The sequence below is a fragment of the Paracoccus amoyensis genome (assembly GCF_014490725.1).
GTDB classification, from domain to species: domain Bacteria; phylum Pseudomonadota; class Alphaproteobacteria; order Rhodobacterales; family Rhodobacteraceae; genus Paracoccus; species Paracoccus amoyensis.
In genome coordinates, this window is record NZ_JACOQL010000001.1 from 686,313 (window position 1) to 706,076 (window position 19,764).

Annotated in this window: 21 protein-coding genes; 14 read left to right on the plus strand and 7 right to left on the minus strand. The window is 58.5% G+C overall.

Annotated features, from left to right (window positions below):
- Window positions 1-45: 45 nt before the first annotated feature.
- From H4P12_RS03560 to H4P12_RS03570, 4 genes are all read left to right on the plus strand, one after another.
- The gene (locus tag H4P12_RS03560; RefSeq protein WP_281390365.1) at window positions 46-918 is read left to right on the plus strand and encodes an NAD(P)-dependent oxidoreductase; all 873 of its coding nucleotides are present in this window, start codon (window positions 46-48) and stop codon (window positions 916-918) included.
- 32 nt (window positions 919-950) lie between these two features.
- A complete protein-coding gene (locus tag H4P12_RS03565) occupies window positions 951-1,340 on the plus strand; it encodes a PaaI family thioesterase (protein WP_223115671.1) in 390 nt (129 codons plus the stop codon).
- Between the two features lie 103 nt (window positions 1,341-1,443).
- Window positions 1,444-1,737: a hypothetical protein gene (locus H4P12_RS19130; RefSeq protein ID WP_343069753.1), complete on the plus strand. Its 294-nt coding sequence runs from the start codon at window positions 1,444-1,446 to the stop codon at window positions 1,735-1,737.
- Window positions 1,677-3,062: an AMP-binding protein gene (locus H4P12_RS03570; protein WP_343069766.1), complete on the plus strand. Its 1,386-nt coding sequence runs from the start codon at window positions 1,677-1,679 to the stop codon at window positions 3,060-3,062. The genes H4P12_RS19130 and H4P12_RS03570 overlap by 61 nt, the downstream gene beginning before the upstream one ends.
- On the opposite strand, the gene H4P12_RS03575 is transcribed toward H4P12_RS03570, so the two are convergent.
- On the minus strand, window positions 3,028-3,513 hold the full coding sequence (locus H4P12_RS03575; protein ID WP_187792202.1) for an acyl-CoA thioesterase: 486 nt from the start codon (window positions 3,511-3,513) through the stop codon (window positions 3,028-3,030). The two genes, H4P12_RS03570 and H4P12_RS03575, sit on opposite strands and share 35 nt — an antisense overlap.
- A 96-nt stretch (window positions 3,514-3,609) precedes the next feature.
- On the opposite strand from H4P12_RS03575, the gene H4P12_RS03580 reads away from it, so the two are divergent.
- Complete coding sequence (locus tag H4P12_RS03580) at window positions 3,610-4,734, plus strand: zinc-dependent alcohol dehydrogenase family protein (RefSeq protein ID WP_187792203.1); 1,125 nt, start codon at window positions 3,610-3,612, stop codon at window positions 4,732-4,734.
- A gap of 5 nt (window positions 4,735-4,739) precedes the next feature.
- Here the strand turns inward: H4P12_RS03580 and H4P12_RS03585 are convergent, their stop codons facing one another.
- Window positions 4,740-5,552, minus strand: coding sequence for a 2-dehydro-3-deoxygalactonokinase (locus H4P12_RS03585; RefSeq protein WP_187792204.1), 813 nt, complete (start codon window positions 5,550-5,552; stop codon window positions 4,740-4,742).
- 107 nt (window positions 5,553-5,659) lie between these two features.
- On the opposite strand from H4P12_RS03585, the gene H4P12_RS03590 reads away from it, so the two are divergent.
- From H4P12_RS03590 to H4P12_RS03605, 4 genes are all read left to right on the plus strand, one after another.
- On the plus strand, window positions 5,660-6,481 hold the full coding sequence (locus tag H4P12_RS03590; protein WP_187792205.1) for a TIGR00282 family metallophosphoesterase: 822 nt from the start codon (window positions 5,660-5,662) through the stop codon (window positions 6,479-6,481).
- A 92-nt stretch (window positions 6,482-6,573) separates the two neighbouring features.
- Window positions 6,574-8,358 (plus strand): SLC13 family permease, encoded by a 1,785-nt coding sequence (locus H4P12_RS03595; RefSeq protein ID WP_187792206.1) that lies wholly within the window; start codon window positions 6,574-6,576, stop codon window positions 8,356-8,358.
- A 128-nt stretch (window positions 8,359-8,486) separates the two neighbouring features.
- The gene (locus H4P12_RS03600; RefSeq protein ID WP_187792207.1) at window positions 8,487-8,711 is read left to right on the plus strand and encodes a hypothetical protein; all 225 of its coding nucleotides are present in this window, start codon (window positions 8,487-8,489) and stop codon (window positions 8,709-8,711) included.
- Window positions 8,712-8,897: 186 nt separating this feature from the next.
- A complete protein-coding gene (locus tag H4P12_RS03605; protein ID WP_187792208.1) occupies window positions 8,898-9,641 on the plus strand; it encodes a YebC/PmpR family DNA-binding transcriptional regulator in 744 nt (247 codons plus the stop codon).
- A gap of 70 nt (window positions 9,642-9,711) precedes the next feature.
- Here H4P12_RS03605 and H4P12_RS03610 read toward each other — a convergent pair whose 3' ends face one another.
- Window positions 9,712-10,569: a LysR family transcriptional regulator ArgP gene (locus H4P12_RS03610; RefSeq protein WP_343069754.1), complete on the minus strand. Its 858-nt coding sequence runs from the start codon at window positions 10,567-10,569 to the stop codon at window positions 9,712-9,714.
- An 87-nt stretch (window positions 10,570-10,656) separates the two neighbouring features.
- Between H4P12_RS03610 and H4P12_RS03615 the strand changes: the two genes are divergently transcribed.
- Window positions 10,657-11,250 (plus strand): LysE/ArgO family amino acid transporter, encoded by a 594-nt coding sequence (locus tag H4P12_RS03615; protein ID WP_187792210.1) that lies wholly within the window; start codon window positions 10,657-10,659, stop codon window positions 11,248-11,250.
- A 35-nt stretch (window positions 11,251-11,285) separates the two neighbouring features.
- The gene (locus H4P12_RS03620) at window positions 11,286-12,194 is read left to right on the plus strand and encodes a DMT family transporter (protein WP_281390367.1); all 909 of its coding nucleotides are present in this window, start codon (window positions 11,286-11,288) and stop codon (window positions 12,192-12,194) included.
- Window positions 12,195-12,222: 28 nt separating this feature from the next.
- On the opposite strand, the gene H4P12_RS03625 is transcribed toward H4P12_RS03620, so the two are convergent.
- Entirely contained in the window at window positions 12,223-13,116 is an 894-nt protein-coding gene (locus H4P12_RS03625; RefSeq protein ID WP_187792211.1) for a bifunctional allantoicase/(S)-ureidoglycine aminohydrolase, read from the minus strand.
- Complete coding sequence (gene puuE, locus H4P12_RS03630) at window positions 13,113-14,522, minus strand: allantoinase PuuE (RefSeq protein WP_425498196.1); 1,410 nt, start codon at window positions 14,520-14,522, stop codon at window positions 13,113-13,115. The genes H4P12_RS03625 and puuE overlap by 4 nt, the downstream gene beginning before the upstream one ends.
- A 215-nt stretch (window positions 14,523-14,737) precedes the next feature.
- On the opposite strand from puuE, the gene H4P12_RS03635 reads away from it, so the two are divergent.
- Window positions 14,738-16,039 (plus strand): NCS2 family permease, encoded by a 1,302-nt coding sequence (locus H4P12_RS03635; RefSeq protein ID WP_187792212.1) that lies wholly within the window; start codon window positions 14,738-14,740, stop codon window positions 16,037-16,039.
- A 10-nt stretch (window positions 16,040-16,049) separates the two neighbouring features.
- On the opposite strand, the gene H4P12_RS03640 is transcribed toward H4P12_RS03635, so the two are convergent.
- Together H4P12_RS03640 and bhcR are read right to left on the minus strand one after the other, a co-directional pair.
- Window positions 16,050-16,577 (minus strand): hypothetical protein, encoded by a 528-nt coding sequence (locus H4P12_RS03640; RefSeq protein WP_187792213.1) that lies wholly within the window; start codon window positions 16,575-16,577, stop codon window positions 16,050-16,052.
- A gap of 44 nt (window positions 16,578-16,621) precedes the next feature.
- Entirely contained in the window at window positions 16,622-17,422 is an 801-nt protein-coding gene (bhcR, locus tag H4P12_RS03645; RefSeq protein ID WP_187792214.1) for an HTH-type transcriptional regulator BhcR, read from the minus strand.
- Window positions 17,423-17,606: 184 nt separating this feature from the next.
- Here bhcR and bhcA point away from each other — a divergent pair, with 184 nt between their 5' ends.
- Together bhcA and bhcB are read left to right on the plus strand one after the other, a co-directional pair.
- Window positions 17,607-18,797: an L-aspartate--glyoxylate aminotransferase BhcA gene (bhcA, locus tag H4P12_RS03650; RefSeq protein ID WP_187792215.1), complete on the plus strand. Its 1,191-nt coding sequence runs from the start codon at window positions 17,607-17,609 to the stop codon at window positions 18,795-18,797.
- On the plus strand, window positions 18,797-19,759 hold the full coding sequence (gene bhcB / locus H4P12_RS03655) for a beta-hydroxyaspartate dehydratase BhcB (protein WP_223115709.1): 963 nt from the start codon (window positions 18,797-18,799) through the stop codon (window positions 19,757-19,759). The genes bhcA and bhcB overlap by 1 nt, the downstream gene beginning before the upstream one ends.
- The last annotated feature ends 5 nt before the right edge of the window (window positions 19,760-19,764 follow it).

Sequence of the window (19,764 nt, forward strand, 5' to 3'; positions counted from 1 at the left end):
TTAAATCGCCCGCGACATGTTGAGGCGATACAACACAAGGGGATGATGGCGATGGCGAAGGTGGCGTTTTTGGGACTGGGCGTGATGGGCGCCCCGATGGCAGGGCATTTGCAATCCGCAGGACACGCCGTCACGGTCTATAACCGCACGGCCTTCAAGGCGCAGGACTGGGCAGAGAAGCATGGCGGCAAATGGGCCAAGACGCCTGAAGATGCGGCCAAGGATGCCGATTTTGTAATGGCCTGCGTGGGCAATGACCATGATTTGCGGCAGGTCTGCATCGGCGATCACGGGGCTTTCGCAGGCATGCGCAAAGGTGCAATTTTTGTGGATCACACCACGGTTTCCGCCGCTGTTACCCGCGAACTGGCCGACATCGCGCAAGAGATGATGATTGGCTATGTCGATGCGCCGATCTCTGGCGGTCAGGCGGGGGCCGAAAATGGCCAGCTTTCCGTCATGTGCGGCGGTGCGCAGGGCGATTTTGACAAAGCTGCGCCCGTGATCGACGCCTACGCCAAGATCTGCCGTCTGATGGGCCCGGTCGGGGCGGGACAAATGACCAAGATGTGCAACCAGATCGCGATTGCGGGGCTGGTGCAGGCTTTGTCCGAATCGCTGGCTTTCGCGCAAAAGGCCGGTCTGGATGTCGAAAAAGTCGTCGAAGTCATCAGCCAGGGCGCAGCAGGGAGCTGGCAGATGGTCAACCGCCACAAAACCATGGCAGCGGGCGAATTCAATCATGGTTTTGCGGTGGATTGGATGCGCAAGGATCTTGGGATCTGTTTGTCGGCCGCGGATGATCTGAAGGCCTCATTGCCCGTGACGGCGCTGGTCGATCAGTTCTACAAGGACGTGCAGAACATGGGCGGCGGTCGGTGGGATACATCGTCACTGATTGCCCGGCTGACGAACTAGGCCGCGGTTTTGAGGATACAGGAGGACGGATTGTGACCGAAGTCAGCAGGCAATTGGACGGCAAGATCAATTTTACCATCGGCACGGTGACCGAGGATGAGGCCCTTGGCGAGATGCCGGTTCAGGCAGGGATTCAGAACCCGTTCGGCACGATCCACGCTGGCGCGCTTGTCTGGTTCGCGGATGTGATTGCAACCAATCTGGTGTTGGGCGGAAAGCCAGTCACCGAAGGGATGGACAGCTTTCCCGTGGCAGTCACGCTGAACGCCCAGCTTCTGGCGAATTGCCGGGAAGGTCTGGTGACGGCGCGTGCCACCTGGGTCAAGCGCGGGCGACGTGTGTCGACAGTGCGCACATTGGTCAGTAGTCCAGACGGAAAAGTGTTGATGGACCTGACATCAACACATATTTCGGCCCGATAGCCCAAACATTCCGCCCTCGTCCCGACGTCAGACTTGATCCCAACGATGGCTTTCCACAATTTATGTGCGAGGAATATGGGAGGGGACTATGGAAGGTCTGATGATGCATCGCCCGCTGTTGCAGGGCGGGCTTCTGGATTTTGCTGCCGACAGCTTTCCCGATGCCGAGATCGTCTCGCGTCGGGTGGAAGGGGACACGCACCGTGAAACCTATGCCGAAGCGCGGGAGAGGGTGACGCAACTTTCCTTCGCGCTGGACGCCCTTGGGGTTCAGATGGGGGACCGCGCGCCACGCTGGCATGGAACGGCTATCGCCATTTTGAGCTTTATTACGCCATTTCAGGCGTCGGTGCCGTTTGTCACACGCTTAATCCGCGCCTTTCGGCCGAGCAGATGATTTATATCATCCGCCATGCCGAAGATAAGGTTCTGTTCACCGATCTGACATTCGTTCCACTGCTGGAAAAGTTGCAAGACCATTTTCCGCCGCTGCGTTATGTCATCATGACCGACCGTGCGCATATGCCCCAGACCACCCTTGACGCGCTGTGTTATGAAGAATTGTTGGAAGGTCAGCCAACGCAACGCCTGTGGCCCGAATTTCCTGAAACGACAGCATCCGGCCTGTGCTATACATCTGGCACCACCGGCGATCCCAAGGGGGTGCTGTATACACATCGCTCTAACGTGCTGCATGCATTGTCGGTTGCGACGGTTCTTGGCCCCGATCTGCGGTATGAACCGCGAATTCTGCCCGTTGTCCCGCTGTTTCACGTCAATGCCTGGGGACTGCCTTTCACGGCGCCGCTGGTGGGCGGCAGTCTGATCATGCCCGGACCGTTTCTGGATGGCGCAAGCCTGTGGGATCTATGTCAGAGTGAGCGCGTCGAAACCGCTTGGGGCGTGCCGACCATCTGGCAGGGGCTGTTCACCGAAATCCAGAAACGGGGCCGCAAACCTGATGCCTTGCGCCATATGGTCGTGGGCGGCAGCGCAATGCCCCGCAGCCTGATCGAAAGCTATGAACAGGTTGGCGTTGATGTGAACCACGCATGGGGGATGACAGAAACCTCACCGCTTGGGACGCAGGGGGCGCTGCCGGTCAACAAATTCGATGCGCCCTTCACGGAACGCATGGCGTTGAAGGCCAGTCAGGGGAAACGCGTTTTCGGCGTGGATATGAAGATCGTTGACGAAGACGGTCAGCCAATGCCGCAGGATGGTGAGGCGATTGGCGAGCTTTACGTTCGCGGCAACACCGTCATGGGAAGCTATTTCAAGAATGACACAGCGACGAACCAGGCGATGGATGCAGAGGGCTGGTTCGGAACGGGCGATGTCGCCTCGATTTCGGCCAGTGGTCGGTTGACGATACGTGACCGGGCCAAGGATCTGATCAAATCGGGTGGTGAGTGGATCAGCTCGATTGATCTGGAAAATCTGGCATTGGCGCATCCAAAGATCGCGCAATGTGCGGTTATCGCGATGCCACATCCCAAATGGGATGAACGTCCGGTGCTGATCGCCAAACCGGTTGATCCGTTGGACCCGCCAACATTGGAAGATGTGAACCAGATGCTGTCGCAGAATCTGGCACGCTGGCAGCTACCCGATGATCTGATTTTGGTCGAAGAACTGCCTCTGACCGCGACCGGAAAGATCAGCAAACTGACGCTTCGTCAGCAATTCAAGGATTATGTCCTGCCTGATCTGGCAGGATAGGCCTCTGGGCTGGCGGCACGATCAATGTCGCCAGCGCATCTCTTTGTGCCTTGGGTGTTTCCATTGGCCGGCGTGTCGCGCTGTCCACAGTCACCATGGTAAAATGGCTGCGGGCGGATTCGATATCCTGACCGGCGCGAAACATGCCCATCGACAGCCTGAATGAGCTTTTTCCTATCCGGTCGATCCTGACCCCGATCTCCAACCTGTCGGGATAGGAAAGTTCAGTGAAATAGGTGCAGCCGTTTTCAACGACAACCTGGATCGGACCGCCCGAAGATCCGTCCAGAAATCCGCGTTTGATCAATGACATATTCATGGCTTCATCGAAAAGCTCATAATAGGTCGCGTTATAGATATGGCCGAATTGGTCATTGTCGTTCCAGCGCGTCTGAAGGTGCTGGAATTCGGCATAGGCACGGCGGTCTCGTGGTGGTTCCCTGTGGTCCAAACTGTGTCCTTCCGCTGATCCCGGACAGCCTAGGGCGAAGGCTTGACAGTTGAAAGGTCGGGCGAAACTGTGATGCCGAAAAGTGGAGGATGGATCATGCGGACACGCGGCGCGGTGCTGGAACAGATGGGATTGCCAAGACCTTATGGGAAAAGCAAACCCCTGCGTATCGCCGAGGTCCAGCTGGATGCACCCGGTCCCGGCGAATTGCGGATCAAAATGACGGCGGCCGGTCTTTGCCATTCCGATCTGTCCACCATCAATGGCGACAGACCACGCGATATGCCGGTTTTGCTGGGGCATGAAGCATCCGGCGTGGTCGAGGCGGTGGGCCCTTATGTGACGCGCTTCACGCCGGGCGATCATGTCGTGTTGATCTTTGCGCCCTCATGCGGCCATTGCATGCCCTGCGCCGAAGGGCGTCCAGCACTGTGCGAACCCGCAGCAATTGCTGGGGGCAAGGGCACGCTGATCAGCGGGGCAAAGCGTATCCACGAAGGTGACAGGGTCATTGATCATCATATCGGTGTGTCAGGCTTTGCGGAACATGCCGTCGTGTCCGAGGCGTCTTGCGTAAAAATCGACAAGTCGATCCCGTTGGACCGCGCCGCATTGTTGGGCTGTGCGGTGTTGACCGGCGTGGGCGCGGTCATCAACACGGGGGCACTGAAAGCGGGTCAAAGCTGCGCGATCATAGGCTTGGGCGGGGTCGGGCTTGCCGCATTGCTGGGGGCTGTGGCCGCGGGTGCGCGACAGGTCATTGCCGTCGATATATCCGACGAAAAACTGCGTGCGGCCAAAGATTTGGGTGCGACTCATACAGTCAATTCGAAAGACCCGGATGCGCTTGCGCACTTGCGCGAAATCTCGGGCGGCGGCGTGGATCTGGCTGTCGAACTTGCCGGTGTGGTGCCGGCGTTGGAATTTGCATATGAGGCCGCACGGCGCGGCGGCACGATTGTCACCGCGGGTTTGCCCCATCCGAATGCCAAGATGGCCTTTGCGCCGGTGACCCTGACGGCGGGGGAAAAAACCCTGAAGGGCAGTTATATGGGATCATGCGTTCCGATGCGCGATATCCCACGCTTTGCCGACATGATGATGTCGGGCAAACTGCCCATTGAAAAGCTGGTCACGCACGAACTGACTTTGGATGAGATCAACGAGGGGTTTGAGCGTCTGGCAGATGGGTCGGCAATTCGGCAGCTGATCCGGTTCTGACACGATCAGCCGGTCTTGCCTTGCATGGCCTGCCATGCCGCGATCAAGCCTGCATGGGCCATTGCCTCACCATCCGCCTGTTTTGCGGTCAAACCCTGTGCAGTCAGCGCAGCAAGGTAATGCCCGGCCCAGGGACCATTGCCCACAACCACAATGTCTTGTCCCAGCCAGTAAGGCTTGGCAGCGGCCAGCTCGATGCCGATCAGCAATCCGGCCAATCGGGATGCGACTGCGTCTCGGTCAGCCTGACCCAATGCCAGTTGCGCGCGGATGCCAGCCAGATCGGCTGCAATCGCGCCGGGCCGCGATATGGCGTGGTTCAGCGCCGCTGTAAAAGCGTCCGAATTTAGTGTGTCCGTGACGGGCAAGGCGTCGAAAGACTGGATGATGCTGAACAGCTCTGCCGTCAGAAAGCTGCGAAAGCTGACAACCTCGCCCGCGCTGATATGCGCCCAGACGGTGCTTTGACCGACCAGACACAGAACGCCGTCAAATTCGGGAAACCCCGCCAGAAAACCACGGATCCTGCCCGTTTGATAGCGCATCAGATCGGCGGGTGAGTTTTGCGACAGGCCGGGAAGCAAGCCGTCGAAAGGAGTCGATGCGACCGCAGATGGCACGCTGTTCAGCGGGGCGTCAGGCCATCCACTGCGCAGAACTGCACGGGCCTCCGCTTGCCTGTCCGCCAGTATCGACTGCAAAACCAGCTCTGCCTTGCCCGAGACGGTGCGCACTGACATCTGCCCATCGATCCAGACGCGCAATCTGACGCCGTCAAATTCAGCGCCCGCCCATTCGGTTTTGGTTTCGACTGACATTGCCACGGCCCCGTTCCTGATCTGCCCGCAACATGTCCAACTGCTGCGATGCTGTCCAGCGATGCTTGCGGCTTGAGCAGGCAGCGTCTTTGGAATAACCAGCACTCATGAAGATTTTGTTTCTTGGCGATGTGATGGGGCGGGCGGGCCGTCGGGCGATAGTCGAGCGGTTAAAGCCACTGCGGGACAGCCTGAGGGCCGATCTGGTCGTGGTAAACGCGGAAAACACCAGCGGCGGGCGTGGCTGCACCGCTGGGCACGCCCAGCTTTTACTGGAATCGGGCGCGGATTGCCTGACCCTTGGTGATCATGCCTTCGATCAGAAGGACATGCTGGCCTTTATCGACAAAGAGCCGCGGATCGTGCGTCCGCTGAACTTTGCCAAGGATGCGCCGGGCCGTGGTCACACGATCATCAGCGATGCTCGCGGGCGGAAACTGCTTGTGACGCAGGCGCTTGGGCAGGTATTCATGTCGCGCCCCTATGACGATCCGTTTTCGGCGCTGGATGGCGTTTTGCGTGCGCACCCGCCGGGGGGCATGGTTCAGGCGACACTGGTTGATTTCCATGCCGAAGCGACAAGCGAAAAGATGGCAGCCGGACATTTCTGCGATGGCCGCGCAAGTGTTGTCGTGGGCACCCACACTCATGTGCCTACTGCCGATGTTCAGATTTTGTCACGGGGCACAGCGTATCAGTCTGACGCGGGCATGTGTGGCGATTATGACAGCGTAATCGGCATGGAAAAAACCGAACCGTTGCGTCGATTCATCACTGGCATGACCCGCGACCGCTTTACCCCGGCCGAGGGAGAAGCGACATTGTCTGGGATTTTCGTTGAAACCGACGATAGGACCGGGCTTGCAAAATCAGCGATTCCCGTGCGGCAAGGGGGGCGTTTGACCGCCACACCTGCCGGCCAAACTTGATGCGGCCAGTTGTTGTTCACCTGTTACAAACGATAATAAGAATCACGCGTATCGGTTTACCGGCTGCGTGTAGCGATATTTATGGGTTCTGAATGCTCGGATTTGAACTGACTGGAACGACGTCCGCGATTGTGACGATTTTTATCATCGCGGGCATGTTAACGCTGTTTGTCCGCGAAACCTATCCGCCCGAGGTGACGGCAATTCTTGGCGCTTGCGTCCTGCTGATCCTTGGGATTCTGGACACCAGCCACATCGCCGAGGTTTTGGCCAACCCGGCCCCCTGGACGATTGCATTCATGTTCATCATCGTCGGCGGGTTGGTCAGGACCGGCGCATTGGACTGGATTGGTCAGAAGGCGGCGAGGCACGCAAATGAACATCCAAACCTGACGCTGGCCTCTATGGCGATGCTGGTCTGCGGTCTGTCGGGTTTTGTGAACAACACTCCGTTGGTCGTCGTGATGATGCCGATCTTCATGCAATTGGCAAAGGAACTGGGAAAGTCCCCCTCCAAGCTCCTGATCCCGTTGTCTTACCTGTCTATTCTGGGCGGCACGATGACGATGATCGGCACCTCGACCAACCTGCTGGTCGATGGTGTGGCGCGGCGTTCGGGGATGGAGCCGTTTTCGATCTTCGAGATCACGCCGGTAGGTTTGCCCATGGCGATCGTGGGCGTGATTTACCTGCTGATTGCAGCGCCACGTCTGTTGCCAGACCGCGAGTCCGTATCCCAGTTGGTATCGCAGCGCAGCAACATGAAATTCTTTACCGAGGTCGCGGTTCCCGAAGGATCGGAACTGATCGGCAAGGCGCTGGATCAGGTTGATATCTTTTCGCGCGACGGATCGCGGGTCATTGACGTTCTGCGCGGCGATGCGTCACTGCGCCGCGACATGGCCGCCGTCCGGCTGGAGGCTGGTGACCGCGTCGTCATGCGCACCGCCATGTCCGAAGTCCTGGGCCTGCAAAGCAACAAGGCGGTGCGTCTGGTTGACAAGCTAAGCTCGGTCCAGACATCGACGGTCGAGGTTTTGATTACGCCCGGCTGTCACATGATCGGCCGCCGTCTTGGCTCGATGCGTCTGCGCCGCCGCTATGGCGTTTACGTGCTGGCCGCGCATCGAAAAAACCAGAATATCGGGCGTCAACTGGATGATCTGGTGGTGCGGGTCGGTGATACGCTGCTGCTGGAAGGCACGACCGAAGATATTCAGCGTCTGGCCACCGACATGCAGATGGTCGAGGTCAGTGCCCCGTCAGACCGTGCCTATCGCCGCAGCCATGCGCCGATTGTGGTGGCGACCCTGGCCGCCGTGGTGATCCTGTCGGCGTTCAATGTGGCCCCCATCCTGCTGCTGGCCTTCATTGGCGTCGCGGTCGTTTTGGGCACCCGCTGCATCGACGCGGATGAGGCGCTTGGCTTTGTCGACGGGCAGTTGATGGCGCTGATCTTTGCAATGCTGGCGGTCGGGGCAGGGTTGGAAAACTCGGGCGCCGTCGAGCTGATCGTGGCGAAAATCGCGCCCTATCTGATAAACGTGCCATCATGGGGGCTGGTCCTGGCTGTCTATCTGCTGGCAACCACGCTGACAGAAACAGTGACGAATAATGCGGTCGCGGTCATCGTGACGCCCGTGGCCATTTCCATCGGCACGCAACTGGGGGTCGATCCGCGTCCGCTGGTGATTGCGGTGATGATGGGGGCATCGGCCAGTTTTGCAACACCGATCGGCTATCAGACCAATACGCTGGTCTATGGTCCGGGGGGGTATCGTTTCTCGGATTTTATCTGGGTCGGTCTGCCGCTGAACCTGCTGATGGCGATTGTCGCGGCGCTGGTCATTCCTGTCTTCTGGCCACTGCATCCCTGATACGTTGACGTAACGTCTTATTTTCATTGCAATGCTGCTATGCAGCATTGTCGGTTGCGGCCAGCGGCTCCCCATCCGATATTCATCTGAAGGGGAGCCAAGACGACCGTGACGCAAGGAATATGACAATGACCACTGCAACCCTTACAGCCAAGAACAATGCCAGCTTTCTGCAATTGATCTCAGCTCCGTTTCGCGCTTTTGGCCGATTCATGATCCATACGGCGGAAACTTCGCCCTATGCCAGAAAGCTGAACGACCTGAATCTGACCAGCGACGAAGAACTGGCGGCGCGCGGCACCAACCGTGTTGCCGAGATTCGCCGGATTGTCGGCCCCATCTCGTCCATGTGACGTCTGGACGGTCTGATTCCAAGGAACAGCGCCTGGCCAATCGGTCGGGCGCTTTGTTTTTCAGCCGCCGATACCGGTCAGAGTTGGCGCAATGCGCCATTTATCCTGTCACCCTGTCTTGCGACGATGGGGGTGGCTGGACTAAAAGCAGCCGAATCCAGAATTACTGTATGCGAAGGAACGAGCATGGCAGGCCATTCAAAATGGGCCAACATTCAGCATCGCAAGGGTCGTCAGGACGCGATCCGCTCGAAGCTGTTTTCGAAACTCGCCAAGGAAATCACCGTGGCCGCCAAAATGGGCGACCCGGACCCGGAAAAGAACCCGCGTCTGCGTTTGGCCGTGAAAGAGGCCAAGTCAAACTCGGTCCCGAAAGACGTCATTGATCGCGCCATCAAGAAGTCGATGGGGGGCGACGCGGAAAACTATGACGAGATCCGCTATGAGGGTTATGGCCCGAACGGGATCGCGCTCGTGGTCGAGGCGATGACGGATAACCGCAATCGCACGGCGTCAAATGTCCGCAGCTATTTCACCAAATCGGGCGGTGATCTGGGTCAGACCGGATCTGTCAGTTTCATGTTCGACCGCGTGGGTGAGATCAAATACGGCCCCGATGCCGGTGATGCAGATACCGTCATGCTGGCTGCGATCGAGGCTGGTGCCGACGACGTCGAAAGCGATGAAGAAGGTCATTGGATCTATTGTGCCGACACCGCGCTGAACGAAGTTTCCACCGCGTTGGAGGCGACACTTGGCGAATCCGAGACGGCCAAACTGATCTGGAAACCTCAGGCGCCGACCGAAGTGACCGATCTGGAAACCGCGCAAAAGCTGATGAAGCTGATCGACACGCTGGAAGATGATGATGACGTGCAGAACGTCACCGGCAATTTTGATCTGTCCGATGAGGTTGCAGCGCAGCTGTAGGGCCAAGGGGAAAAGCCCGGGGGCGCTGCCCCCGGACCCCCGGGATATTTCAGGACCAATGCAGACACCGTCAGGGCAGCAGGGCTGATCTGGCGGTTTTTCTTATGGCATCGGTCAGGGGCAGCAGGGTGGGACGCAATATCCTGCTGCATTGCCAGTAAAGCGGGATGTCCAGTGGGTGATCGGGGGCGAGGTCGATCAGGTGGCCTTGGTCAAGATCGCTGCGGATCAGGCATTCGGGGTTCATACCCCAGCCAAGGCCAAGCCGGGTTGCCTGTGCAAACGCCTGGGATGAGGGGATGCGGTGCAGCGGGGCGGTGATACGTTGCCCGCAGATGCCCTCGGCCCAGCGGTTTTGCAGGCTGTCTTTTGTGTTGAAGCTGAGCATCGGCGCATTTTGCAAGGCTTCGAGGGTAAGGCCGTCCGCGAAATGGCGTTTGGCGAAACCGGTGCTGGCCGTGGCGCGGTATCGCATTGTGCCCAAGGGGATGCTGTCGCAGCCGGTTACTGCGCGGCTGTCACTGGTGATTGCACCAACAACCTGCCCGCTTCGCAGCAAATCCAGTGCGTGATCCTGATCGTCGATCATGAGGTCGATCAAGCCGGGGGCTGATGAGAAAGCTGGCATGACCCAGCTGGCCAGGCTATCGGCATTGACCGCGATGCGAAGAATCGGTGGCGTTGCATCCGAGCTTGCCAGCGAAGCCTCCAGCAGGCGCACCTGATCCAGATGGGCGGCCAGCCTGTTGCCTGTTTCCGTGCCTGTGACGGGTGGGCCACGATCCACCAGAACGGCGCCCATGCGGTCCTCTAATGCGCGGATGCGTTGTGAAATCGCGGAAGGGGTGACGTGCAGCGCAGCCGCCGCCGCATCGAAGGAGCCGCGGCGGATCACCTCGGCCAAAGCAGCAAGGGCGGGATAGTCCATCATTAGCAAAACTACATCTGATTAAGATCAGTTCATTTTATTTAAGGCAAAGCCTGTGGCATCAGCAAGCCAGCAAGAGGTGTAGTCATGATGTCTTTCTTTGCCGGTCTTGGCACCGGGCTTTCGCTGATCGTCGCCATCGGGGCGCAGAATGCTTTTGTGCTGAAACAAGGGATCATGCGGCAGCATGTGTTCTGGGTGTGCCTGTTTTGCGCATTGTCCGATGCGATCCTTGTGACCCTTGGCGTGGCGGGCATGTCCACGATCGCGACAAAAATACCTTGGCTGGCCGAGGCGATGAAATGGGGTGGGGTAGCTTTTCTGATCTGGTATGGGACCAGATCTTTCCGGGCGGCCATGGCCGGAGGAGAGGCGCTGCGCCCCGAGGGTCTGAAGGCCGGGCTGGCTGCGACCCTGCTGACGGTCGCTGCGCTGACATGGCTGAACCCGCATGTCTGGCTGGATACGGTCGTTCTGCTGGGGGCGATTTCGGCCCAGTGGCCCAGCAAGTTGGATTTTGCTCTGGGCGCGATGAGCGGATCGTTTCTGTTTTTCTTTGCGCTTGGTTATGGCGCACGGTTAATGGCCCCTGTTTTCGCGCGTCCAAGGGCATGGCAGATACTGGAAATCTGTGTCGGTATTGTCATGTGGTCGATTGCGCTGAAGCTGATCCTTGGCTAGTCCATGGGGCAGGCAACTCCGGACAGGCAATTTCCTTGAATATCGACCGCGATACGCGACAGGATCTGATTGGCATTGGATGGATGCTGGCCACCGGGTTCTGTTTCGTGGCGGTCAATGCCATCGTGCGCGGGCTGGATGGTGCACTGCCCGCGCCACAATCCGCCTTTATCCGGTTCTGCTACGGAATCGTTTTCCTTGGCCCGGTGTTGTTGCCCGCATTGCGTCAGGGCTTCGCGCCGCGCATCTGGCGGATGTTCACCGGGCGCGGTGCGCTGCATGTCGTGGCGGTGATCGCATGGTTTTATGCCATGTCGCGCATCACCGTGGCCGAGGTGACGGCAATCGGGTTTCTTAATCCCATAGTCGTGACCATTGGCGCCGCGATTTTCATGGGCGAACGACTGGCTGCGCGGCGGGTCGTTGCTGTCTGCGTTGCGGTTCTGGGCGCGTTGATCGTGCTGCGGCCAGGGCTTCGGCCGCTGGATCCAGGGCACTTGTCCCAGGTTCTGGCCTCGATCTGTTTCGGTTGTTCCTATCTGATTGCCAAACGCATCTCGGCCGAGGTTCCTGCCGCAGTGGTCGTCGCAATGATGTCGCTGACCGTGACGATCGGGCTGGCGCCAATCGCCTGGGCCGTCTGGGTGCCGCCAACGCTGGAACAGCTGGCGTGGCTTGGGTTGGTCGCGGTATTTGCCACACTTGGACATTACACCATGACCCGTGCATTCGCCGCCGCGCCCCTGACGGTCACCCAGCCTGTGACATTCCTGCAATTGATCTGGGCCAGTCTGATCGGCGTTACCCTGTTTCACGAACCGTTGGATGGTTGGGTCATCCTTGGCGGCGGGATCATGATCGGTGCCATCAGCTATATCACATGGCGCGAGGCGCGGATGCGGACGCGACTGAAAACGCCGCCGGTCTCTGCCACCAAGGAATGAAAAGGGGGCAGGCTGCCCCCGTTTCAATTCAGCGGTTTGGCCACAACGGCGCGTGACGGTTGACGTCCTTGTAAAGCAGATAGCGGAACGGGCCGGGGCCACCTGCATAACATGCCTGCGGGCAAAACGCGCGCAGCCACATGTAGTCGCCGGGACCGACTTCGACCCAGTCACGGTTCAGGCGATAGACGGCCTTGCCTTCCAGAACGAACAGGCCGTGTTCCATCACATGGGTTTCGGCAAAGGGGATCGAGCCGCCGGGTTTGAACGTGACCACGGTAATGTGCATGTCGTGACGCAGATCGGAGGGGTCCATGAAGCGGGTGGTCGCCCAGGCCCCATCAGTGTCCGGCATGGGCGAGGGGGGAATGTCCTGTTCTTGCGCTACGATAGGCGTAGGTTTATCCACGCCGTTGCAGGGCTGCCAGCGTTTGCGCCACCAATGAAAACCCACAGACCCGTCGCAGGAATTGCGCACGCTCCATTTTGTGCCCGGTGGAACGTAGGCAAAGCCGCCCGGCGTCAGCTTGTGCTGTTCTCCGTCAATGGTAACCGTCAGATCGCCACCCGTTACGAAAATGGCGTGTTGAACCTCGGGGTCGTCATCAGGCTGATCGCTGCCGCCACCGGGTGCCAGCTCGACAATGTATTGGCTGAACGTTTCCGCGAATCCGCTAAGCGGGCGTGCCAGCATCCACATCCGCATCCCTTCCCAGCCGGGGAGGTAAGAGGTCACGATATCACGCATGACCGTGCGTGGAATGACGGCATAAGCTTCGGTGAATACCGCAGTGTCGGTCGTCAGGCCAGTTTGCGGCGGCAGACCGGCAACCGGGCCAGCATAGGGAATGCGCCGATTCTGTTCTTCCGGGATGATCGCGATATCGCCGGTGGGCGCGCCCTTGGGTGGTTGGTCGTTCATTTCAAAGCCTCCTTCAGGCGAAGCTCTCCGATGCGCATAACCTGTCGTTCGGCCTCGGCGCGTTCGGTTTGGGTATCGTTCCCCACGCGGCGGCGCATCGCGTTGTGGATGCCAGCCTTGTCGTGATCGCGGACGGCGATGATGAAGGGAAAGCCGTGCTTGGCGGTGTATTCATCATTCAGCCGGGTGAAATCTGCGCGTTCTTCATCGGTCAGGCTGTCCAGACCGGCGCTGGCCTGTTCGGCGGTGCTGTCGGCGGTCAGGCGTTTCGCCAGCGCCAGTTTGCCCGCCAGATCGGGGTGGGCAATCAGCACAGCCAGACGTTCAGCATCCGACGACGTTCGAAAGACCTGAGCCATTCGCGCGGCCAGACCTTCGGCGCTGTCATGGATGGCACCCATTTCGCCGTCCCAGACACGCTCGGCGATCCAAGGGGAATGTTCATAAATGCTGCCGAATTTTGCCACGAAATCATCGCGCGTCATTTCCGATGGTCGTTGGCGCGGTTGATAGGGATGCGTTTCTGCCCAATGACGCGCGATATCCAGACGGCTGGCGAACCAGACGCCTTCATGTGCGCGGGCATGGTCAAGAAACCGCTGAATCGCCATGGCACGACCCGGACGACCGGCCAGACGGCAGTGCAGGCCAATCGACATCATCTTTGGCGCACCTGCCTGACCTTCGGCGTAAAGCACGTCAAAGCTGTCGCGCAGATAGTCAAAGAATTCGACCCCGGTGCCAAAACCCTGACCGCTGGAAAAGCGCATGTCATTGGCGTCCATCGTATAGGGCACCATCAGTTGCGGTTTGCCGTCATGGACGTGCCAATAGGGCAGGTCGTCGGCAATCGTATCGGCCAGATAGACAAAACCGCCTTCTTCACAGCCAAGCGCCACCGTGTTCATCGACGTGCGGCCCTGATAAAAGCCAAGGGGGCGTTCGCCCGTGACGGCGGTATGCAGGCGAACGGCCTTGGCGATATGTTCGGCCTCAACCTCGGGCGGGACATCGCGGTAGTCGATCCATTTCAGACCATGCGTGGCGATTTCCCAACCGGCACCCTGCATGGCGGCGACCTGTTCGGGGGCACGTTCCAAAGCCGTTGCCACACCGTAAACGGTGATCGGCAGATCCTTCAGCATCCGGTGCAGACGCCAGAAGCCTGCGCGTGCGCCGTAATCGTAAATGGATTCCATGTTCCAATGCCGCTGGCCCGGCCATGGCTGTGCGCCGATAATCTCGGACAGAAAGGCTTCGGACGCATTGTCGCCATGTTCGATGCTGTTTTCGCCGCCCTCTTCGTAATTCATGACGATCTGGACGGCGATTTTTGCCCCGCCGGGCCATTGCGGGTCCGGGGTGTTTTCGCCATACCCTCGCATATCGCGGCTGTAGCGCATCATGTTTGCCCTCGACAACTGATTTGGCTGCAAGAAAGCCCTTAACCGGCTGTTCACACAAGGCCGCTAGACCAAAATTCTGTATATACGAATCGAAAAAGATCATTCCGGTTTCAAGTGATCATTGAAAGACTTACGGGTCTGTGATGATTGTCGGGTTTGAACCCCGCACCCTAAGCTGCAGGCAAAGCGGCGCAAATCCGCGCGGAGGGAGGAATATGGAAAAATACTTCAAGCTGTCAGAACATGGCAGCAATGTCAGGACCGAGGTGATCGCAGGTATCACGACGTTTCTGACAATGGCCTACATCATCTTCGTGAACCCCGATATCCTGTCCAGCACCGGCATGGACCGCGATGCGGTCTTTATTGCCACCTGTCTTGCGGCGGCCATCGGGTCTGCAGTGATGGGGCTGTGGGCCAACTGGCCCATCGGGATGGCGCCGGGCATGGGGCTGAACGCGTTTTTTGCTTTCACCGTTGTCGGCGCGATGGGCTTTACGTGGCAACAGGCGCTTGGCGCGGTTTTCATTTCCGGGATCATCTTCCTGATCCTGTCGATCACGGGCATCCGACGCTGGCTGATCGCGGGCATCCCGGTGTCGATGCGCAGCGGTGTTGCAGCCGGGATCGGAATGTTTCTGGCCATCATCGCCATGAAGACATCGGGGATCGTGGTCGACAACCCGGCGACCCTGGTGGGCCTCGGCGATCTGACCGCACCCGGCACGCTGCTGACCATCGCGGGCTTCTTCATCATCGTCGCGCTGGATGCGTTGCGGGTGAAGGGCGCGATCCTGATTGGCATTCTGGTCATCACCGTCGCCTCGATCCTGCTGGGCGTCAGTGAGTTTGGCGGCATCATCTCGACCCCGCCATCGATCATGCCGACGTTCCTGCAACTGGATGTGATGGGGGCGCTAAGTTACGGTATCTTCCACGTCATCCTTGTGATGGTGCTGGTCGAGGTGTTTGACGCAACCGGCACGCTGATCGGTGTGGCCAAGCGGGCTGGACTGCTGACCGAGGGGCCGACCCATCGGAACCCCAATCTGGGACGTGCGCTGATGGCGGATTCCACCGCGATCACCGTTGGTTCGCTGCTGGGCACATCATCGACCACGGCCTATGTCGAAAGCGCGTCGGGTGTGCAGGCCGGCGGGCGCACGGGACTGACTGCGTTGGTCGTCGCGGCGCTGTTTCTGCTTGCGACCTTCTTTGCCCCGCTGGCTGGATCGGTTCCCGCCTATGCCACCGCACCTGCGCTGTTGTTCGTGGCGACACTGATGATGCGCGAACTGGTCGAGGTGAATTGGGATGACGTGACCGAGGCTGCCCCCGCAGCCCTGACCGCGCTGGCCATGCCGCTGACCTATTCCATCGCGAACGGTCTGGCTTTCGGCTTCATCAGCTATGCGGTGATCAAGCTGCTGACCGGCAAGGCAGGGCAGGTTCACGCGGCGACCTGGATCGTGGCCGGTCTGTTCGTGATCAAATTCGCCTTCTTTGGCAGCCATTGATCTGCACGAGTTATTGGGATGGCTGGCTATTTTTGTTGGCCATCCCAACTAAAATCTCGTCCGGGTCAAATATCTTGATAATTTCTAAACGTAAAGCATTGATACTTTGTGCAAGCTTACGTAAGTCTTCTGCGCTTGTTTCAATGTTTATACTTCCTGAAACTAGAGATTCATCAGGGTTTATTAACGAAAATGAATTTCTGTCATGGAAATTTATATATATATTTCCGTTCGGTCTCTTTTCAAAAAGTCCATGGTGAATCGTGTTTCGCCAAGAATCCAGAGGAGATCTAATTTTTCGACCATGGCTATCTATACCTGCCTCTAAAAAATTTTTGATGATGAACGTAGATTCAAAATTGACTTGATTTTTTAGTTTGTTTCGTAGTGAATTCAATAGATTAGAATATGGTAGGTTTGTCGCTCTTTCCAAATCTTGTCTGGTGTAGTTTTTATTTGAAATTCGTTTTATATCATAGTTAACGCACTCCAGTCTGATTATAAGGTTTTCAAACGCGTTGAGTGCAACTGTAGCCAACCCTATCGCGAAATAATCGTTGAAATCTAGGTTGTGCACTATTTTTATTTTCCCATTGCTTGACTTAATTCTGCCGCTGCTGCTGCCACAACTGCTCCAAGCGTCTTAATATGCTCATGGCCGATCCGGTGCGTTGGCCCACTGACGGAAATTCCCGCGACGGCTTGCCCTGACAGATCGAAAACCGGGGCCGCGATGCAGCGCATGCCGCGGGTGCGTTCCTCATCATCGAAGGAAAAGCCACGGGCACGGGTGCGGCTGATATCAGCCTCCAGCGCTTCGGGTGTCGTCAGGGTCTTGTCGGTGAATTTCTTCAATCCCTGACCTTGCATCAGCGTTTCCAGAACCTCTGCTCCACCAAAGGCCAACAGCGCCTTGCCGATCCCCGAAGCATGCAGCGGCGACCGTGTGCCCGGTGGAAAGAAGGCGCGGATGGTTTCCTGCGTTTCGACCTGGCTAAGAAACATCACGGAATCGCCGTTCAGGATGCCAAGGTTTGCAGTCTCTCCGGTATGTTCCATCAACGCCCGCAGAATGGGGCGGGCGCGTTCCACGATGCCAGAGCGGCGCATGAACGCCGAGCCAAGGCGGAACGTGGCGGGCCCAATGGTCCATGCCTGCGTCGCCTGATCGCTTTCAACCATCCCGCGTGCCGCCAGCGAGTGCAGCAAGCGATGAACGGTTGATGGCGACTGATCCATCTGCTCGGCCACCTCGCTAAGGGTCAGCCCCTTGTTCGCGGACAGCAGGTCCAGCATATCCAGCGCACGATCAAGCACCTGCACAGTGCCGACATTATCCTTGCTGCTGCGTGGGCGGCCGCGTTTGCGAGTCGGCTCGGTCATTTTATACCCCCGGTATAGAAAGCATTGCGTCAGCGACGAAAGTCGCTCTTTTTCCGTGAAAAAAGCCAAGTGACTGTTCACGGTCATTATTTTCGCTTTTTTAGCAGAAATGGAAAGGTTTTCCAGAAAAATTGTGCCGGAAGTTTTCTCTCGCTATCATGGAACTAGCAGAGGAGGATGCGCCATGACCAGCCAGAACCCTATTTTCATTCCGGGGCCCACGAATATCCCTGAAGTCCTGCGTAAAGCAGTCGACATGCCAACCATCGACCATCGCAGCCCGGTTTTCGGCAAGATTCTTCATCCCGCGTTGGAGGGGGTAAAGAAGGTTCTGAAAACAACCACGGGGCAGGTTTTCGTCTTTCCGTCGACCGGCACCGGTGGCTGGGAAACCGCCATTACCAATACCCTGTCACCGGGTGACAAGGTTCTGGCCACACGCAACGGCATGTTCAGCCATCGTTGGATCGACATGTGTCACCGGCACGGTCTGGATGTGCAGGTTGTCCTGCAGGAATGGGGCGAAGGTGTCCCCGCAGACCGGTTCGAGGAAATTCTGACCGCCGACAAGAACCACGAAATCAAGGTTGTTCTGGCGACGCATAACGAAACCGCCACGGGCGTGCGGTCCGACATTGCCGCCATTCGTGGGGCGCTGGACGCCGCAAACCATCCGGCGATGCTGTTCGTCGATGGCGTCAGCTCGATCGGGTCGATGGATTTCCGCATGGATGAATGGGGCGTCGATATTGCCGTCACCGGCAGCCAGAAGGGCTTCATGTTGCCGCCGGGGCTGGCCATTATCGGCTTTTCGCCGAAGGCCATGGCTGCGGTCGAGGCTGCGAAACTGCCGCGCACCTTCTTTGACATTCGCGATATGGTCAAGGGTTATGCCGCGAACGGCTTTCCCTACACGCCGCCGGTCGGCTTGCTGAACGGGCTGAAAGTCGCGACCGACATGCTGTTGGAGGAGGGGCTGGAGAATGTCTTTGCCCGCCACCACCGCATCGCCGAAGGGGTGCGTCGCGCCATTTCCGCCTGGGGATTGCAGCTTTGCGCCGCCCGGCCCGCGCTTTACTCCGACACGATCACGGCGATCCGCACACCGGAAGGATTCGACGCGAACCGTATCGTCGGTCACGCTTTGAATACCTATGACGTGGCCTTTGGCACCGGGCTTGGCGATGTCGCGGGCAAGGTGTTCCGCATCGGCCATCTGGGCAGTCTGACCGATGTCATGGCGCTGTCAGGGATTGCCACGGCCGAAATGGTCATGGCGGATCTGGGCCTGCAGGTGAAACTGGGCAGCGGTGTCGCCGCCGCACAGGAACATTACCGCCAAAGCACCACAAACAGCCAAAAGGCGGCCGCGTGATGAAGGATCAGGCGATGTATATCCCGACATTGGACGACATGTTGGCGGCGCGTGAACGGATCGCCCCGCATATCCACCAGACCCCGGTTTTGACCAGCCGCATGCTGGATGAATTGTCCGGGGCGCATCTGTTCTTCAAATGCGAGAACCTGCAAAAGGCCGGGGCGTTCAAGGCGCGTGGTGCCAGCAACGCCGTTTTCGGCCTGACCGATGAACAGGCAGCCCGCGGCGTTGCCACCCATTCCAGCGGCAATCACGGCACCTGCCTGTCCTATGCTGCCGGTCGTCGGGGCATTCCCTGCACCGTGGTCATGCCGCGAACCGCGCCGCAGGCCAAAAAGGACGCGGTTCAAGGTTATGGCGGCCGTGTGGTGGAAAGCGAACCCTCGACCAGCAGCCGTGAGGCGGTGTTTGCCGAAGTGGTGGCTGATACCGGCGCCGAATTTGTTCATCCCTATAACGACCCCCGTGTGATCGCGGGTCAGGCCACCTGTTCCGCAGAACTGATCGAGCAGGTCCAGGGACTGGACGCCGTGGTCGCACCAATCGGCGGCGGGGGCATGGTCTCGGGCACCTGTCTGACGCTGTCGAACCTTGCGCCGGGCATCAAGATCTATGCCGCCGAACCGGAACAGGCAGACGATGCCTATCGCAGCTTCAAGGCCGGTCGCCTCATTGCCGACGACGCGCCCGAAACAGTGGCCGACGGGCTGAAAGTTCCGCTAAAGGATCTGACCTGGCATTTCGTCCAGAACCATGTGACCGACATCCTGACGGCATCCGAACAGGATATCATCGACGCGATGAAGCTGATCTGGAAGCGCATGAAGATCGTGGTCGAACCATCCAGCGCCGTGCCGCTGGCCACGATCCTGAAGAACCCCGAAATCTTTGCCGGCAAGCGTGTCGGCGTCATCATCACAGGCGGCAATGTCGATCTGGACAAGCTGCCCTGGAACTGAGGAGA

What these genes read in the sequence shown, in the direction of transcription:
- H4P12_RS03560 (WP_281390365.1), top strand. Translation starts at nt 46, where the DNA reads ATGGCGATGGCGAAGGTGGCGTTTTTGGGACTGGGCGTGATGGGCGCC.
- H4P12_RS19130 (WP_343069753.1), top strand. Translation starts at nt 1,444, where the DNA reads ATGCATCGCCCGCTGTTGCAGGGCGGGCTTCTGGATTTTGCTGCCGAC.
- H4P12_RS03580 (WP_187792203.1), top strand. Translation starts at nt 3,610, where the DNA reads ATGCGGACACGCGGCGCGGTGCTGGAACAGATGGGATTGCCAAGACCT.
- H4P12_RS03585 (WP_187792204.1), bottom strand. Translation starts at nt 5,552, where the DNA reads ATGTCAGTCGAAACCAAAACCGAATGGGCGGGCGCTGAATTTGACGGC.
- H4P12_RS03590 (WP_187792205.1), top strand. Translation starts at nt 5,660, where the DNA reads ATGAAGATTTTGTTTCTTGGCGATGTGATGGGGCGGGCGGGCCGTCGG.
- H4P12_RS03595 (WP_187792206.1), top strand. Translation starts at nt 6,574, where the DNA reads ATGCTCGGATTTGAACTGACTGGAACGACGTCCGCGATTGTGACGATT.
- H4P12_RS03600 (WP_187792207.1), top strand. Translation starts at nt 8,487, where the DNA reads ATGACCACTGCAACCCTTACAGCCAAGAACAATGCCAGCTTTCTGCAA.
- H4P12_RS03605 (WP_187792208.1), top strand. Translation starts at nt 8,898, where the DNA reads ATGGCAGGCCATTCAAAATGGGCCAACATTCAGCATCGCAAGGGTCGT.
- H4P12_RS03610 (WP_343069754.1), bottom strand. Translation starts at nt 10,569, where the DNA reads ATGGACTATCCCGCCCTTGCTGCTTTGGCCGAGGTGATCCGCCGCGGC.
- H4P12_RS03615 (WP_187792210.1), top strand. Translation starts at nt 10,657, where the DNA reads ATGATGTCTTTCTTTGCCGGTCTTGGCACCGGGCTTTCGCTGATCGTC.
- H4P12_RS03625 (WP_187792211.1), bottom strand. Translation starts at nt 13,116, where the DNA reads ATGAACGACCAACCACCCAAGGGCGCGCCCACCGGCGATATCGCGATC.
- puuE (WP_425498196.1), bottom strand. Translation starts at nt 14,522, where the DNA reads ATGATGCGCTACAGCCGCGATATGCGAGGGTATGGCGAAAACACCCCG.
- H4P12_RS03635 (WP_187792212.1), top strand. Translation starts at nt 14,738, where the DNA reads ATGGAAAAATACTTCAAGCTGTCAGAACATGGCAGCAATGTCAGGACC.
- bhcR (WP_187792214.1), bottom strand. Translation starts at nt 17,422, where the DNA reads ATGACCGAGCCGACTCGCAAACGCGGCCGCCCACGCAGCAGCAAGGAT.
- bhcA (WP_187792215.1), top strand. Translation starts at nt 17,607, where the DNA reads ATGACCAGCCAGAACCCTATTTTCATTCCGGGGCCCACGAATATCCCT.
- bhcB (WP_223115709.1), top strand. Translation starts at nt 18,797, where the DNA reads ATGAAGGATCAGGCGATGTATATCCCGACATTGGACGACATGTTGGCG.